17 protein-coding genes are annotated in these 14,092 nt (G+C 31.8%); 13 read left to right on the top strand and 4 right to left on the bottom strand.

The features are described from left to right. Window positions 1-15: 15 nt before the first annotated feature. Window positions 16-426, bottom strand: a complete 411-nt coding sequence (locus PBN93_RS07815) for a BrxA/BrxB family bacilliredoxin (RefSeq protein ID WP_013621169.1) — start codon at window positions 424-426, stop codon at window positions 16-18. Window positions 427-551: 125 nt separating this feature from the next. On the opposite strand from PBN93_RS07815, the gene PBN93_RS07810 reads away from it, so the two are divergent. The 5 genes from PBN93_RS07810 (at window position 552) to PBN93_RS07790 (ending at window position 5,458) form a co-directional block, all read left to right on the top strand. Then, the gene (locus PBN93_RS07810) at window positions 552-1,295 is read left to right on the top strand and encodes a tellurite resistance TerB family protein (protein ID WP_271081846.1); all 744 of its coding nucleotides are present in this window, start codon (window positions 552-554) and stop codon (window positions 1,293-1,295) included. Window positions 1,296-1,324: 29 nt separating this feature from the next. After that, window positions 1,325-1,909 (top strand): HupE/UreJ family protein, encoded by a 585-nt coding sequence (locus PBN93_RS07805; protein ID WP_077401118.1) that lies wholly within the window; start codon window positions 1,325-1,327, stop codon window positions 1,907-1,909. A 79-nt stretch (window positions 1,910-1,988) separates the two neighbouring features. After that, the gene (locus PBN93_RS07800) at window positions 1,989-2,411 is read left to right on the top strand and encodes a deoxycytidylate deaminase (RefSeq protein ID WP_034646463.1); all 423 of its coding nucleotides are present in this window, start codon (window positions 1,989-1,991) and stop codon (window positions 2,409-2,411) included. Between the two features lie 8 nt (window positions 2,412-2,419). Further along, complete coding sequence (locus PBN93_RS07795; protein WP_077401115.1) at window positions 2,420-4,048, top strand: S41 family peptidase; 1,629 nt, start codon at window positions 2,420-2,422, stop codon at window positions 4,046-4,048. Window positions 4,049-4,090: 42 nt separating this feature from the next. Continuing rightward, window positions 4,091-5,458: an aldehyde dehydrogenase gene (locus PBN93_RS07790; RefSeq protein WP_077401113.1), complete on the top strand. Its 1,368-nt coding sequence runs from the start codon at window positions 4,091-4,093 to the stop codon at window positions 5,456-5,458. 59 nt (window positions 5,459-5,517) lie between these two features. On the opposite strand, the gene PBN93_RS07785 is transcribed toward PBN93_RS07790, so the two are convergent. The 3 genes from PBN93_RS07785 to PBN93_RS07775 all read right to left on the bottom strand — a co-directional run bounded on the left by PBN93_RS07785 (window position 5,518) and on the right by PBN93_RS07775 (window position 6,488). Further along, a complete protein-coding gene (locus PBN93_RS07785; RefSeq protein ID WP_077401111.1) occupies window positions 5,518-5,988 on the bottom strand; it encodes a hypothetical protein in 471 nt (156 codons plus the stop codon). Between the two features lie 94 nt (window positions 5,989-6,082). Beyond that, window positions 6,083-6,268, bottom strand: a complete 186-nt coding sequence (locus PBN93_RS07780) for a hypothetical protein (protein ID WP_077401108.1) — start codon at window positions 6,266-6,268, stop codon at window positions 6,083-6,085. Window positions 6,269-6,323: 55 nt separating this feature from the next. After that, window positions 6,324-6,488 (bottom strand): DUF1328 family protein, encoded by a 165-nt coding sequence (locus tag PBN93_RS07775; RefSeq protein ID WP_013621161.1) that lies wholly within the window; start codon window positions 6,486-6,488, stop codon window positions 6,324-6,326. A 305-nt stretch (window positions 6,489-6,793) separates the two neighbouring features. Here PBN93_RS07775 and PBN93_RS07770 point away from each other — a divergent pair, with 305 nt between their 5' ends. The 8 genes from PBN93_RS07770 (at window position 6,794) to PBN93_RS07735 (ending at window position 14,034) form a co-directional block, all read left to right on the top strand. Beyond that, window positions 6,794-7,303 (top strand): Dps family protein, encoded by a 510-nt coding sequence (locus tag PBN93_RS07770; RefSeq protein ID WP_077401105.1) that lies wholly within the window; start codon window positions 6,794-6,796, stop codon window positions 7,301-7,303. A gap of 45 nt (window positions 7,304-7,348) precedes the next feature. Next, entirely contained in the window at window positions 7,349-8,233 is an 885-nt protein-coding gene (locus tag PBN93_RS07765) for a mechanosensitive ion channel family protein (RefSeq protein WP_077401102.1), read from the top strand. A 200-nt stretch (window positions 8,234-8,433) separates the two neighbouring features. Next, window positions 8,434-9,060: an ABC transporter ATP-binding protein gene (locus PBN93_RS07760; RefSeq protein WP_245799592.1), complete on the top strand. Its 627-nt coding sequence runs from the start codon at window positions 8,434-8,436 to the stop codon at window positions 9,058-9,060. Further along, a complete protein-coding gene (locus PBN93_RS07755; protein WP_077401096.1) occupies window positions 9,057-10,265 on the top strand; it encodes an ABC transporter permease in 1,209 nt (402 codons plus the stop codon). The genes PBN93_RS07760 and PBN93_RS07755 overlap by 4 nt, the downstream gene beginning before the upstream one ends. Window positions 10,266-10,318: 53 nt before the next feature. Continuing rightward, window positions 10,319-10,765 carry a hypothetical protein gene (locus PBN93_RS07750; RefSeq protein WP_077401093.1) on the top strand — a complete coding sequence of 149 codons (447 nt, stop codon included), beginning with the start codon at window positions 10,319-10,321 and terminating at the stop codon, window positions 10,763-10,765. A gap of 161 nt (window positions 10,766-10,926) precedes the next feature. Beyond that, window positions 10,927-12,486, top strand: a complete 1,560-nt coding sequence (locus PBN93_RS07745) for a DUF748 domain-containing protein (protein WP_271081845.1) — start codon at window positions 10,927-10,929, stop codon at window positions 12,484-12,486. 41 nt (window positions 12,487-12,527) lie between these two features. After that, window positions 12,528-12,929: a hypothetical protein gene (locus tag PBN93_RS07740; RefSeq protein WP_077401088.1), complete on the top strand. Its 402-nt coding sequence runs from the start codon at window positions 12,528-12,530 to the stop codon at window positions 12,927-12,929. 4 nt (window positions 12,930-12,933) lie between these two features. Further along, on the top strand, window positions 12,934-14,034 hold the full coding sequence (locus tag PBN93_RS07735) for an AsmA family protein (protein WP_077401085.1): 1,101 nt from the start codon (window positions 12,934-12,936) through the stop codon (window positions 14,032-14,034). Window positions 14,035-14,092 lie beyond the last annotated feature (58 nt).

The raw sequence follows: 14,092 nt of genomic DNA, 5'->3' as shown, positions 1-14,092 counted from the left end.
TTTAAATTCTATTAATTAACAGAATTCGTTGTATGCTTCTTTTAAGTTTTCAGCAATCATTTCAGCAGGTCTACCTTCAATGTGGTGACGTTCTATCATATGAACTAATTCTCCGTTTTTAAACAAAGCCATACTTGGCGATGATGGAGGAAAAGGAACCATTAGTCCTCTTGCTGCGTTAACTGCTTCTGTGTCTACACCTGCAAAAACGGTAACCGTATTACTTGGTTTTTTATCATTTAATAAGCTCATTTTTGCGCCTGGTCTTGCATTAGCAGCAGCACAACCACAAACAGAGTTAACCACTACCAAAGTAGTACCTTCTGCATTTATTGCTTTTTCTACAGCTTCTGCTGTGAATAATTCTTCAAAACCTACAGAGGTTAAATCCTCTCTCATTGGTTTTACTAATTCTGCTGGGTACATATATTTTAATTTTTTATGTTAATAAGCGTTATACAAAAGTAACCAATTTGTCGCATTTTTCTACAAACCTTAACTTTTCATTTAATCTTAACGTTTATCTTTGAAAAAATTTTTTAGAAAAAAGTATGTTAAAATGGTTATTTGCAATACTAGGGAGTGTATTTTATAAAATTCCTGGTGGTATTGCTGGTTTTTTTATTGGTAGCCTTTTAGACAATCTTGTGGGTAGCAAGGCCAATAAAAGTAGAGGTTCCGTATTTAATGATATGACTCGCCAAAGTGTGTCTCCTGCAGATTTTGAAATGCAATTAATATCGCTATGCTCTATAGTTATTAAGGCAGATGGTAAAGTAAGTAAAACCGAGTTGGATTACGTACGCCAATATTTTGTACAGACCTACGGAAAAGAAAAAGCTAACGCTATTTTTAGAACCTTTAATGAGGTAAACAAAAAACACGAAATTTCTGCAAAACGTATTTGCTATTACCTAAACCAACGTGTACGTTATGAAGTTAGGTTGCAGTTAGTACATTTTTTATTTGGCATTGCACAGGCAGATGGTTCTGTAACCGCTGCAGAGGTAGAAGTTATTAGAGATATTGCTGCGTACTTTAAACTTGGTAAAAGAGATTACGAAAGTGTTAAGGCAATGTTTGTGGCGTCTGCAGATACGGCTTACAAAATACTAGAGATTGATAAAAGTGCTACAGATGACGAGGTAAAAAAAGCATACAGAGCCATGGCTAAAAAATACCACCCAGATAAGGTTGTTACCCAAAATGAGGCCATAAAAAAAGGAGCAGAAGAAAAGTTTAAAGAGGTACAAAAAGCCTATGAGACAATACAGAAAGAACGAGGCATTAACTAGCAATTTTAATTATTATTTACACATAAATTATGGAACAGTTTTTATTTTACATTGGTTTAGGACTAGAGCACGTATTGGATCTTAGCGCATATGATCATATTTTGTTTTTAACTGCCTTAGCTATTCCTTTTACATTTAAAGACTGGAAAAATGTATTGCTTTTAGCTACTGTGTTTACTGTTACACATTGTTTTTCTTTGGGTTTATCTAGCTATGGTTATGTAACACCAGATGTAAGTTTAATAGAGTTCTTAATTCCTGTAACTATATTTATTACTGCATTATTTAATATCTACGCTGCAAAAAACAAGCAAACCTTAGCATCTGTAAAATTACACGTTATAGCTACGGCATTTTTTGGATTAGTGCACGGTTTTGGATTTTCTAATTATTTTAAAATGCTAATGGCAGAAGAAGACAATAAGTTTACACCTTTACTTGGTTTCGCTACTGGTATAGAAATGTCTCAAATATTAATACTAATTTTAGCTTTATTATTAACTTATATAGTGGTTAGTTTATTTCAAATTAAGCAATGGTTGTATGCCATAGTTGCATCAGTAATTGTACTGGCTATTACAATACCAATGTTAATAGATACGTTTCCTTACTAAAAGGTTTTAGTGTTAAAATTATCCTTTATTGATTGTGTGCGTTAGCTAAAGCCTGTATCTTGTGGCCATTACAACAAAAATGAAAGACAGTAAACAAAGAAAATACGATGAAGCTTACTTGCGTATGGCTCAAGAGTGGGGCAAACTATCCTACTGTAAACGCAAGCAAGTAGGTGCTATTATTGTTAAAGATAGAATGATAATTTCTGACGGATACAATGGTACTCCAACTGGTTTTGAAAACATTTGCGAAGATGAAGAAGGCTATACCAAATGGTATGTGTTACATGCAGAAGCAAATGCAATATCTAAAGTAGCATCCTCTACCCAATCATGTACAGGAGCAACTTTATATATTACGCTATCTCCTTGTAAAGAGTGTAGCAAACTAATTCACCAGTCTGGCATAGTACGTGTGGTATACCAAAATGCATATAAAGATGATTCTGGTTTAAAATTTTTAGAAAAAGCGGGTATAAAATTAACTCATTTACCCTTGTAAAAGTTGCAATGAAAAATAAAATGTATTACATATGGCCTGTTTTAATTGCAGCTGCTTTAGCACTAGGCATTTTACTTGGTGGCAAGTTAAATTTTAACGACTCGCCAGAGCGTCTTTTTACAACAAACTCTAAAAAAGACAAACTTAACAGGCTTATAGACTACATAGATTATGAGTATGTAGACGACGTAAATACAGATAGTATTGTAGATGTTACCGTAAATAATATTTTAGGCAAATTAGACCCACACTCTGTTTATATTCCTAAAAAAGAAATGGCAGAAGTGTCTGAAAGTATGAAAGGTGACTTTGTTGGTATAGGTATTAATTTTTATATGTACCAAGACACTATTTCCGTAATAAAAACCGTAGAAAATGGTCCAAGTTACAACAAAGGAATAAAAGGCGGAGACCGTATTTTAAAAGCAGATGGCAAAGAATTGTTTGGCAAAAATTTACCTAGTGGTAGTGTTGTAGAACAGTTAAAGGGCAAAAGGGGCTCTACAATAGATTTAGAAGTTTACCGCAAAAAAGAAGACCGCACATTTACTGTAACTGTAAAAAGAAATACAATACCATTAAAAAGTGTAGACAGCTATTACATGCTTACCAAAGATATTGGTTACATTAAAGTAAACAGGTTTGCCGAGTCTACCTACAAAGAATTTAAATCTGCCCTAAAAGCATTACAAAAACAAGGCGCCACAAAACTTACCTTAGATTTAAGAGACAATCCTGGTGGTTACTTGGGTATTGCAGAGCAAATGGCAGATGAGTTTTTAAAAGACGGAAAGCTTATTTTATTTACCAAAAACAAAAAAGGAAAAATAGAAAATGCATACGCCACGGAAAAAGGTAGTTTTGAAGACAAACCCGTTTTTGTTTTAATAAATGAGCGCTCTGCATCTGCAAGCGAAATTGTTGCCGGCGCATTACAAGATAACGATATAGGAACCATAGTTGGCAGACGCTCTTTTGGTAAAGGTTTGGTGCAAAGAGAAATGGATTTGGGAGATGGTTCTGCTGTGCGTTTAACCATATCTAGATACTATACTCCCACTGGAAGATCTATACAACGCGATTATAAAAAAGGTAATGCTGATTATTACCAAGAGTTAATGAAACGTTATGCAAACGGAGAAATGCGTGAAGCAGACAGTATTAAAGTGGCAGACTCATTAAAATATACTACACCTAAAGGTAAAACCGTATATGGTGGTGGAGGTATTATTCCAGATGAATTTGTACCAATTGGAAACAATGAACAAGAAGCTATAATAGATCTAGATAGTTATGGCTTTTTATCCTACTTTACTTTTGAGCACTTAGACAAAGACAGGTCTAAATATGATATGTTTACCCGTGATGAATTTATTAGAGATTTTAAGGTTGATGAAAACCTGTTTGTAGAGTTTATTACCTATGCCAAAAAAAATAATATTTCTTTAGATTTTTATAAGTACGAGGTTAGCTTAAAAAGATATTTAAAAGCCGCTTTGGCAGACCAGCTTTTTGATGCAAATGCGTATGCTAAAATAAAAAGTAAATCTGACCCAATGCTACAAAAAGTACTGGAGCTAGCTAATGAGAGTTTTGAAGATAAAGATTTACCAAATCAAGAAGAAATAGACAACTAGTATTTAGCCCACACAAAGCTCTTTTTTGGTATATTGCATACTATGATGGAGATACTACAAAAGCAGCAAAAGTTCTTTAAGTTGCAACAAACTAAAGACATTACCTACCGTATAAACGCTTTAAAAAAACTTAAGCAAGAAATTACTAAAAAAGAAGCAGATATTTGTAATGCTATTTATGCCGACTTTAAAAAGCCTAAGTTTGAGTCTATGGCAGCAGAAACGCAATTTGTTTTAGCAGAGCTTAACTATACCATTAAAAATATTAAAAAATGGGCTAGACCAAAAAAAGTATCTGGTGCATTATTAAATTTTCCATCATCAGACTGGTTGTATAAAGAGCCTTACGGCACTGTACTTATTGTTGCTCCTTGGAACTATCCTTTTCAACTAGCAATTGCACCATTAATTGGCGCTATAGCAGCTGGTAACACTGCGGTAATAAAACCATCAGAAATAACACCCAATACATCAAAAATAATAGCAGAAATAATTGATGCTGTTTTTAAAGACGAATATGTTGCCGTTGTAGAAGGAGGCGTAGAGGTTTCCAAAAATTTGTTAGACCAAAAATGGGATTATATTTTTTTTACAGGAAGTACTAAAGTCGGAAAAATATTTTACCAAAATGCCGCAAAACATTTAACTCCAATTACTTTAGAACTGGGCGGAAAAAACCCTGCTATTGTAGATACTACCGCAAACATAAAACTAGCCGCTAAACGTATTGTTTGGGGTAAATTTTTAAATGCCGGACAAACCTGTATTGCTACAGACTACATTTTAGTGCATAAAGATGTAAAAGATAAGTTAGTAGCTGCTTTGCAGCAAAGCATTTTAGACTCTTACGGAAAAAACATAGAAGAATCTAAAGACTATGCCCGAACGGTTAGTAAAAATCATTTTAATAATCTTACTGAATTGTTAGAAGGACAAGAAATTATTTTTGGCGGACAAACAAATGCCAACGATAATTACATTGCTCCTACGCTTGTTAATGAGCCTAGTGAAGATAGTAAATTAATGCAAGAAGAAATTTTTGGTCCTATTTTACCAATTATTGCATATACTACAGAAAAAGATATAGAAAGGTACATAATGCGATATGGCAAGCCATTGGCAACATATGTATTCTCTACTAATAGAAAATTTCAGCAAAAAATAATAAACAAATACAGTTTTGGAGGCGGTGCAATTAACGACACTGTTATACATATAACCAATAAAAAACTACCGTTTGGTGGCGTAGGTTCTAGTGGTATTGGCGCCTATCATGGTAAAACTTCTTTTGATACTTTTACGCACCAAAAAGCAATTATAAAAAGAGCCAATTGGTTAGAGGCTCCTTTGAGGTATCCGCCGTATAATTTACCGCTAAAATTAGTAGAAAGAGTAAAGCATTTATTTTAAATAAAAAAGGAGGCAATATTTAATTGCCTCCTTTTTTATTTAAAATAATTAGTTTATGTTTAGAACTGGTATCTAATACCTAACGCTATATCTAAATCTAAATCATCAGAATAGTCATCATTAAATCCTAATTCTGGTCTCATATCTAGAGATAAAATTAAAGGAAAATCAAAATTATACTCTATACCTATATCTCCAGCAACTAAGGCAAAAGTACCATCATTGTCACCTGCATCAAAAGATCCTATACCTGCACCAGCACCAACAAACCAGTTAAAATTACCATCTAAAGGCATTACCCATTGGTACAAACCTACTAGTTTAAAAGCATCTACATCATTAGAATCTCTCCATCCTAAATCAAATTCTAATCTGTTATTTTCTCCTAAATGACGTTGGTATGATATTTCTCCACCAAAACCATCATTATCACCAATACGTAATCCTATAGCGTTGTCTGCAATAGATTGCGCTTGTAAACTACATACAGTAAGAGCTAAAATTGAAAATAAACTTAATATCTTTTTCATTGTTTTATGTTTTAATTATTAAATATACGGTGTTACCACCAAAAAAAGACAACGCTAACGTTGTCTTTTTGTACTAAAATTATGTTAATTTTAGTTATTCGTTGTCGTCTACAGCATCATCTATCTCGTCTCCAACTTCCTCTACTCCTTCTTCAATTCCGTCTCCAACTTCTTCTACGCCATCTTCAATTTTTTCTCCTGTAGTTTTAGTGTCTCTACAACTAGTTAATATTGTACCTAGTGCAAATGCAAATACTGCAAAATATGCTATCTTTTTCATTGTTGTTGCTTTTTAAAAATTAATATTCTCGTTTATTTGTGTGAGTTTAGGTGTGCTAAACGTTTCTTTTTCTTCCAGTAATTAATGACACTACAAAAAGTATCAGAAATAAAAAGAATAAAATTTTAGCGATACTGGCAGCACCTGCTGCAATACCTCCAAATCCTAAAACTCCAGCTATTAAAGCTAGAACCACAAAGGTAATTGTCCATCTTAACATAATATTTTTAATTTAAAGGTTAATACTATTTTTTTGCGAATACTTAAATTCTACACTACAAAGATGAAGCTTGTTTAGAGATCTTGTTAACACAATCAATGCAATTCTTAACTCATTTAAAAACAAGCAAATAAATGCAATTATATATATAATAGGTATACTATTTTATTATTAGCATATGAGTTAATAATCTATTTAAAAGAGCAAAGCTAACTTGGTTGTTATAGGTAGTTTTGTGTAGAACAATTAAACATAAAGAGTAGATATTCTATTTTTTAACAGTTAAACTAAACCCCACAAACCTTATGAATTATTTAAACATTAGCGACAACAAATTAGTGCCTGTAGTAGGCGAATTAAATATGTTATTAGCAGACTATAGTGTGTACTACCAAAAATTAAGAAGTTTTCATTGGAATGTTTTAGGTCAAAACTTTTTTGATTTACATGAAAAATTTGAAGAATTATACACAGATGCCAGAGTAAAAATTGATGAAATAGCAGAAAGAGTTTTAACATTAAGGTACCACCCAGTAAGCAACTTTAGCAAGTATTTAAAAATCTCTTCTGTAAAAGAAGTTACTCCTTTAATTACTGATAAAGAAATGGTTGCCGAAATTTTAAGCGATCATCAAAAAATATTAAAGCAGATGAAAATTACTATTGAAGCTGCAGAAGAAGCCGGAGATGAAGGTACTATTGATATGATGGGTTCTTACATTGCAGATTTAGAGAAATCTAGTTGGATGTTAGACGCTTGGCGCAAAAACACAGAAGACCAATTAAAAATTAGAGCCAAAGAGCTTACCTCATAAGGCAAATTGTTTAACCACAACTATTAACCTTATAAATTACACCACATGAACGACAAAATACAAGCTTCTTTTATAGATATATATGATAAAATTGAAGGTTGGGTAACTACATTAATAGAAAATTTGCCTAACATAATAGTAGCCATTATTGTAATGGTAATTTCCTATTATGCTGCACGTTTTGTAAACAAATGGGTAGTTAAACTAGCTTCTAAACGTATACCACAAGACAGCATATCTAACCTTATTGGGCGTATTAGCGCAACTGCAGTAGTATTGCTTGGTTTATTTTTAGCTCTAGGCGCAATGGACCTAAGCAAAACATTAAATACACTACTTGCTGGTGCCGGTATTTCTGGTTTAGTTATTGGTTTAGCCTTACAAGGAACTTTATCTAACCTCTTATCTGGTGTGGTTTTATCGTTTAGAAAAAAGATAGAAATAGGAAACTGGATAGAAACAAATGGTTATTCTGGTGAGGTAATGGATATTAACTTAAACAGTTTAGTACTTAAAGAGTTTGATAACAATTTGGTAGTTATACCTAATAAAACCATAATAGAAAATCCGTTTAAAAACTATTCACTTACCACACGTATGAGAATTGTAGTTTCTTGCGGTGTTGGCTACGAGTCTAATTTAGAACAAGTACAAAAGTTAACTAAAGAAGCTGTTGCTGGTTTATATAAGGATGACGACGACTCTGAAATAGAATTTTACTTTACAGAATTTGGAGATAGCTCTATTAATTTTATTTGTAGATTTTGGGTAGATGCACAGAATGCTAAAAATAAACTAGATGCCAAAAGTGTAGCTATAAAAGCCATAAAATCTAAGTTTGACGCCAATGACATTAACATACCATTCCCTATTAGAACATTAGAATTTAATAATAAACTAAATATAAATTCACCTGAAAAAGGTTCATAAAATAAAACACAAAATACAAACAAGCTTATTGTTGTTGAGTAGCTTATTATTCAACGTTTATTTGTTTGGTTTGTGGTGATGAAAAAGGCTTCTTTTAAATAAGAGGTCTTTTTCTTTTTTAATAATTAGTACAGATTTCATAATAAATTCATAAATACAAAAAGAGTATCTGTGTACTTGCTATATTTGTATTTATACTTATGATAAAGACAAGTAAACTTCAATTTTCATATTCATCAGAAAACAGCTTTAGTTTTCCAGATATTTCATTGCCGCAAGGAGAACACCTGCTTATATTGGGTTCATCTGGTGTTGGTAAAACTACCCTTTTGCATTTATTAGCGGGTTTACTACCTTCAAGTTCTGGTAGTATTACTATTGGCAGCACAGAACTCCAAAAGTTATCAAGAAAAAAACTAGATGCTTTTAGAGGTAGAGAAATGGGCATTATTTTTCAGAACGACTATTTTATAAATGCACTTTCTGTTAGTGAAAACCTAAAATTACGTCTTTATTTTCCGGACAAAAAGAAAGATACCACTAGAGTAAAAGAATTAGCAGAAAGACTAGGAATAAGCAATCTATTACACAAAAAAGTTACTGCATTAAGTGAAGGCCAACGCCAACGCTTGTCTATTGCTCTTGCATTAGTAAATAAGCCAAACATAATTTTTGCAGATGAACCTACTGCTAGTTTAGATGATGAAAACTGTGAAAAGGTGGTTACTTTACTAAAGGAAGAAGCTAGTAATAGCAATGCAAATTTGCTAATAATTACCCATGACCAAAGAGTAAAAACAATGTTCAAAAACCATTTGTATTTATGAATCTTGTAAAGCTCAGTTTTAAAAATTTAATTTCTAAGCCACTTAATGCTTTACTAAGCTTACTGCTTTTAGTATTAAGTATAGCCTTGGTTACCTTTATGTTGCAATTAAGTGCACAAGTAAAAGGCAATTTAGATAAAAATATAAAACCGGTAGACCTAGTTGTGGGTGCAAAAGGAAGTCCATTACAGCTAGTGCTTTCATCAGTATTACATATTGATGCTCCTACAGGAAATATTAAATTAAAAGATGCCGAAAAACTAAGAAAAAGTAGACTTGTAAAAACAGCTATTCCTGTTTCTTATGGAGACAATTATAAAGGCGTACGTATTTTAGGAACAGAAACTAGTTACCTAAAATTATATAATGCTGAGTTAGCAACGGGTGAGTTGTTTACTAAATCACAGCAAGTAGTTTTAGGCAATTCAACAGCAAAAAAATTACAATTAAAATTAGGTGATACTTTTTTAAGTTCACACGGTTTAGCAGACCAAAATTTAGAAGAACACCACGGACATCCGTTTACTGTGGTTGGCATTTTAAAATCAACTGGCAGTGTGGTAGACAATTTAATAATTACAAATTTAGAAAGTATTTGGGATGTACATAGCCACGCTGATAAGCATAGTGATGATGAACACCACCATTATGAAGAAGATTTAGAGGTAACATCTCTGTTAATACAATTTAGCAACCCAATGGCAATGATGCAGTTACCAAGGTACATTAATGACAAAACCAATATGCAAGCTGCTTTACCATCTTTAGAAATTAACCGTTTGGTAAAATTATTAGGAGTTGGAGTGCAAACAATACAGCTTATTGCAATTGCTATTTTATTAGTATCTGGCCTTAGTATTTTTATTAGTCTACTAAAAGCTATTAGAGAGCGTAGACAAGAACTTGCTGTGCTGCGTACTTACGGTGCTACAAGTGCGCAATTATTATGGCTGGTTCTTTTAGAAGGCTTATTTTTAGGGTTAATTGGTTATGTTTTAGGATGGATAATTGGTAGGATTGGTTTATGGACAATAGCTAACTACGCACAAAACAGTTACGGATATACGTTTAGCCTAGCCACACCAACAACGGCAGAAGCATTACTATTGCTAGCCACATTAAGTATTACAATAATAGCATCTGTACTAGCTTCACTATCTATTTTTAAGCTAAACGTTTCTAAAATTTTATCCTCAGAAAAATAAAAGTGCATTTGGAACAATTATTGGATTACTATCTTTGATAAAAAATTACAACTATGATAAAAAAGTTAAGCATTTTATTACTTTTTATAGTCGCTACTCAAGTAACTTCTGCACAAGCCTTATTAGACTGGGAAGATATGATACAAGGTGTTAGCTACACAACACCAGAAGGTGGTGCAGAATTAGGTGAATTTTTAAAGCCAACTTACAGCAAAAAAATGCTAGCCTTAGAAGGACAAGAAATTTCTATTACCGGTTATTTTTTAATTTTAGAAGGACAAAAAGATTCTTTTATGCTGTCTAATAACCCCATGGCATCTTGCTTTTTTTGTGGTAATGGCGGACCAGAAACTATTATAGAGTTGTATTTTGACCAAAGACCTAATTTTTTTATGGACGATTTAATTTCTGTAAAAGGAACTTTAAAGTTAAACAGAGATGATCCGGACCATACATACTACACAATAGAACACGCAAACGGTTTTACTATAAAAATGTAAAAATTACAACATAAACATACACTAGCTCTTTATTTTATTAAAGAGCTTTTTTTATACTCTTTTTCTAAATCAGTTAAAGATTTAATTGCTTGCGTTACTCTCTTTTTTAAATTATTCTGAATTTAGTAGTGGTATTATTTACGCCAATTTCACCACAAACTATGACAACAAAACAGAGTACCATCATAAAAATTAGCATAGCTGCTATTGCCCTGTGTTTACTTACTCTTTTGGGTACTTATTTGTATGCCAAACATAAAATAAATCAACATTTACAATACAACTTACCTAAACATTTAAAAGTAAGCTACAGCGGTATTAACATTAATATATTATTGGGTAATATTACCCTACATGACATTGTATTTATACAGCTTGTTAAAGGCAGTAATAAAACTAAAACATTTGCAAAGGCTAAACAAATTGCCTTAAAAGACATTGGTTATACCAACTTGCTACTACATAACCAATTTAGTGCAGATAAGCTTACTATTAATAGTCCACAATTAACGCAAAACACCTTTTTAGATACTATTACAGCGCGCAATACCACTCCAAAAAAAGGAGTATTTGCCAAGCCAATTAGTATATCAGAATTTAAGACAACAAACGGAGAAATAGCTTTTATTACTAATAAAAAAGATACCGTTGCTAGTGCAGAGCATATTTTTGTTAATTTAAAAGATGTTATTATAAAAACTAAGAGCTGCACAAATTCACTACCTATTACGTACAAAAATAGCACAGTTTCTGCCCAGCAGTTAAAAGCTAATTTAGGGGATTTTGAAACCCTTAAGATTAATAAATTAGATGTTAATAACTATACTTTAAACATTAAAAATCTTCAACTTAAAACCAAATATTCTAAAGAAGAATTATCAAAAAAAATACGCACAGAACGCGACTATTTACATCTTAACATACCTAATGTAAACATAAAAAATTACAACTATGCGTTTAAAAATAAACAGTTTACGTTTGCCGTAGAAAACATCACTATTCATAAACCAAACCTAGAGGTATATAGAGATAAATTAATTGCAGATGATTTTAGCTACAAGCCAATGTATAGCAAAATGCTTAGAGGTATGCCCTTTTATTTGAATATAAAAAACATAGCTATTAATAAAGGCAAAATTACATATCAAGAAAAAATAGAGCAACACATAAAACCAGAAAAACTAACCTTTAAAGACTTAAACGCAACAATAGCTAATTTGCAAAATTACGAAGACAAATCTACTGTTGTACACACAAACTCTTTACTTATGGGCAAAACACCTTTAGAATTAAACTGGAGCTTTAATACCTTAATAAAAACAGATTTTTTTAAGGCCTGGGGAAACTTTAAAAATTTAGATATACCAAGTATAAATCCGTTTTTAAACACCAATTTAAGAGCAACAGCAGAAGGAGATATGCAACAAATGTATTTTACGGTTAGCGGAACAAAACAAAAATCTGCAGGAGATTTAAAAATTAAGTATAACAACTTTAAATTCAAAGTTTTAAAAAAGGACAGATTAGGAGTAAATAAGCTGTTAACCAAATTGGGTAACCTATTAATTAAAAAAGACTCCAAGCAAAACCCTAGTAATTTTAGGTACGGAGAAATAGAGGTTGAACGCAACCCTTCAAAATCGTTTTTTAACTATTTATGGATAAATGTAGAAAACGGACTACTAGATGCTTTAACTGGTAAAGGAGTAAAAGAAGAATAAACACCACATAAAACAAAGTATAACATTAAAAAATAAACAAAATGGGAGTAATTGCAACAGATAATAATAAAATAACACTAATTTATAACTCAGAAAATAGAATAGGCAAACAAACAATTGGCTATGTAAAATCTGCAGAGAAAGAGGTACTTACTATAGACAATTCTAAAACTAAAGTTACAGGTACACAATGGGCAGAAATAGCAGACAAACTAAAAATTAACATTTGTGATTTAATAGACCAAGAACATCCAAATTTTGTAGAAGTTTACGGTGAAGAAAAAGTAGATATTACTACTGATGATTGTATTAAAGTGCTTCAAAATAGCCCAGAAACACTAGCCTACGCTATTTTAATTAATGCAGATAAATTTTATGTAATTAAAACACCGTCAGACGTAGAAAAGCACATCAAAATTAAATCAAACAATAGCAACCAGTAATATAATGAAAAAGCGTAAAACATATAAAAAGAAAAGGTACATAGTTCCACTAACAATAGTAACTATTGTTATAGTGGCACGCCTACTTTTACCTACGCTTGTAAAAAATTATGTAAACAATGTTTTGGCAGAAATACCTGGCTATTATGGCCAAGTTAAAGATATAGACATATCATTAATTAGAGGTGCTTACGTAATTAATGGGTTGTATTTAAATAAAAAAGAAGCTAAGTCTCAGGTGCCTTTTATTGCTGTAGATAAAACTGATATATCTATACAATGGAAAGCACTATTAAATGGTAAAATTGTTAGTGAGTTGTACTTAACTAAGCCTAGTATAATTTATGTTTTTGAAGACCATAAAACTACAGATAGTACAGATATAGAAGATTGGTCTAAGGCTTTAACAGACATTGTACCTATAGACATTAACCACTTAACTATTACCAACGGAAAAGCTGCTTTTGTAGAAATTAATACCAGCCCTAGTATAGATTTACATTTAAGAGACATAAATTTACAAGCAAACAACCTTAGGAACGTTGTACAAAAACAACGTAACCTACCCTCTACTATTACAGCTTCGGCAATATCTATTGGTAACGGAAAATTAAAATTAGATGGCAAAATGGATTTGGTAAAACAAATTCCTGATATGGATATGTCCTTATCACTACAAAATGCAGATGCAACCGCTTTAAACGATTTTACAAATCACTACAGCGGTATAGATTTTAAAGAAGGTAATTTTAATGTTTATAGTGAAATTGCCATTGCCGATGGTTTTTTAACTGGGTATTTTAAGCCCATTTTAAAAGATGCTAAACTTATTAGTAAGGAAGATGGATTTTTTGAAACCCTATGGGAAGGCTTTGTGGGCTTTTTTAAGTTTATTTTAAAAAACCAAAAACAGAATACATTAGCTACCAAGATACCCATTGAGGGTGACTTGAACAACGTAAAAACAAAAATTTTTCCTACGGTAACCAATATTTTTAAAAATGCTTGGATATCTGCTTTTAAAGGTAAAGTAGATAATAATGTTGCATTTAAAGATGCTGAAAAGGGTGCAGATAAAAACAAAGAAAAAAAGAAAAAGAAGTAACTTTATACTAGCAATAATTTAATGTTTTGCGTTAAAAAAGCACTTTTATCTTACTTAA

The organism is Cellulophaga omnivescoria (assembly GCF_027915275.1).
GTDB lineage: Bacteria > Bacteroidota > Bacteroidia > Flavobacteriales > Flavobacteriaceae > Cellulophaga > Cellulophaga omnivescoria.
Note: the sequence above shows the minus strand (reverse complement) of the source record. Positions and strands in the feature narration are given on the sequence as shown.

Coding starts and splice junctions, on each gene's coding strand:
- PBN93_RS07815 (WP_013621169.1), bottom strand. CDS start 426: ATGTACCCAGCAGAATTAGTAAAACCAATGAGAGAGGATTTAACCTCT.
- PBN93_RS07775 (WP_013621161.1), bottom strand. CDS start 6,488: ATGTTAAGATGGACAATTACCTTTGTGGTTCTAGCTTTAATAGCTGGA.
- PBN93_RS07745 (WP_271081845.1), top strand. CDS start 10,927: ATGACAACAAAACAGAGTACCATCATAAAAATTAGCATAGCTGCTATT.
- PBN93_RS07790 (WP_077401113.1), top strand. CDS start 4,091: ATGATGGAGATACTACAAAAGCAGCAAAAGTTCTTTAAGTTGCAACAA.
- PBN93_RS07760 (WP_245799592.1), top strand. CDS start 8,434: ATGATAAAGACAAGTAAACTTCAATTTTCATATTCATCAGAAAACAGC.
- PBN93_RS07810 (WP_271081846.1), top strand. CDS start 552: ATGTTAAAATGGTTATTTGCAATACTAGGGAGTGTATTTTATAAAATT.
- PBN93_RS07765 (WP_077401102.1), top strand. CDS start 7,349: ATGAACGACAAAATACAAGCTTCTTTTATAGATATATATGATAAAATT.
- PBN93_RS07805 (WP_077401118.1), top strand. CDS start 1,325: ATGGAACAGTTTTTATTTTACATTGGTTTAGGACTAGAGCACGTATTG.
- PBN93_RS07770 (WP_077401105.1), top strand. CDS start 6,794: ATGAATTATTTAAACATTAGCGACAACAAATTAGTGCCTGTAGTAGGC.
- PBN93_RS07750 (WP_077401093.1), top strand. CDS start 10,319: ATGATAAAAAAGTTAAGCATTTTATTACTTTTTATAGTCGCTACTCAA.
- PBN93_RS07740 (WP_077401088.1), top strand. CDS start 12,528: ATGGGAGTAATTGCAACAGATAATAATAAAATAACACTAATTTATAAC.
- PBN93_RS07785 (WP_077401111.1), bottom strand. CDS start 5,988: ATGAAAAAGATATTAAGTTTATTTTCAATTTTAGCTCTTACTGTATGT.
- PBN93_RS07800 (WP_034646463.1), top strand. CDS start 1,989: ATGAAAGACAGTAAACAAAGAAAATACGATGAAGCTTACTTGCGTATG.
- PBN93_RS07735 (WP_077401085.1), top strand. CDS start 12,934: ATGAAAAAGCGTAAAACATATAAAAAGAAAAGGTACATAGTTCCACTA.
- PBN93_RS07755 (WP_077401096.1), top strand. CDS start 9,057: ATGAATCTTGTAAAGCTCAGTTTTAAAAATTTAATTTCTAAGCCACTT.
- PBN93_RS07780 (WP_077401108.1), bottom strand. CDS start 6,268: ATGAAAAAGATAGCATATTTTGCAGTATTTGCATTTGCACTAGGTACA.
- PBN93_RS07795 (WP_077401115.1), top strand. CDS start 2,420: ATGAAAAATAAAATGTATTACATATGGCCTGTTTTAATTGCAGCTGCT.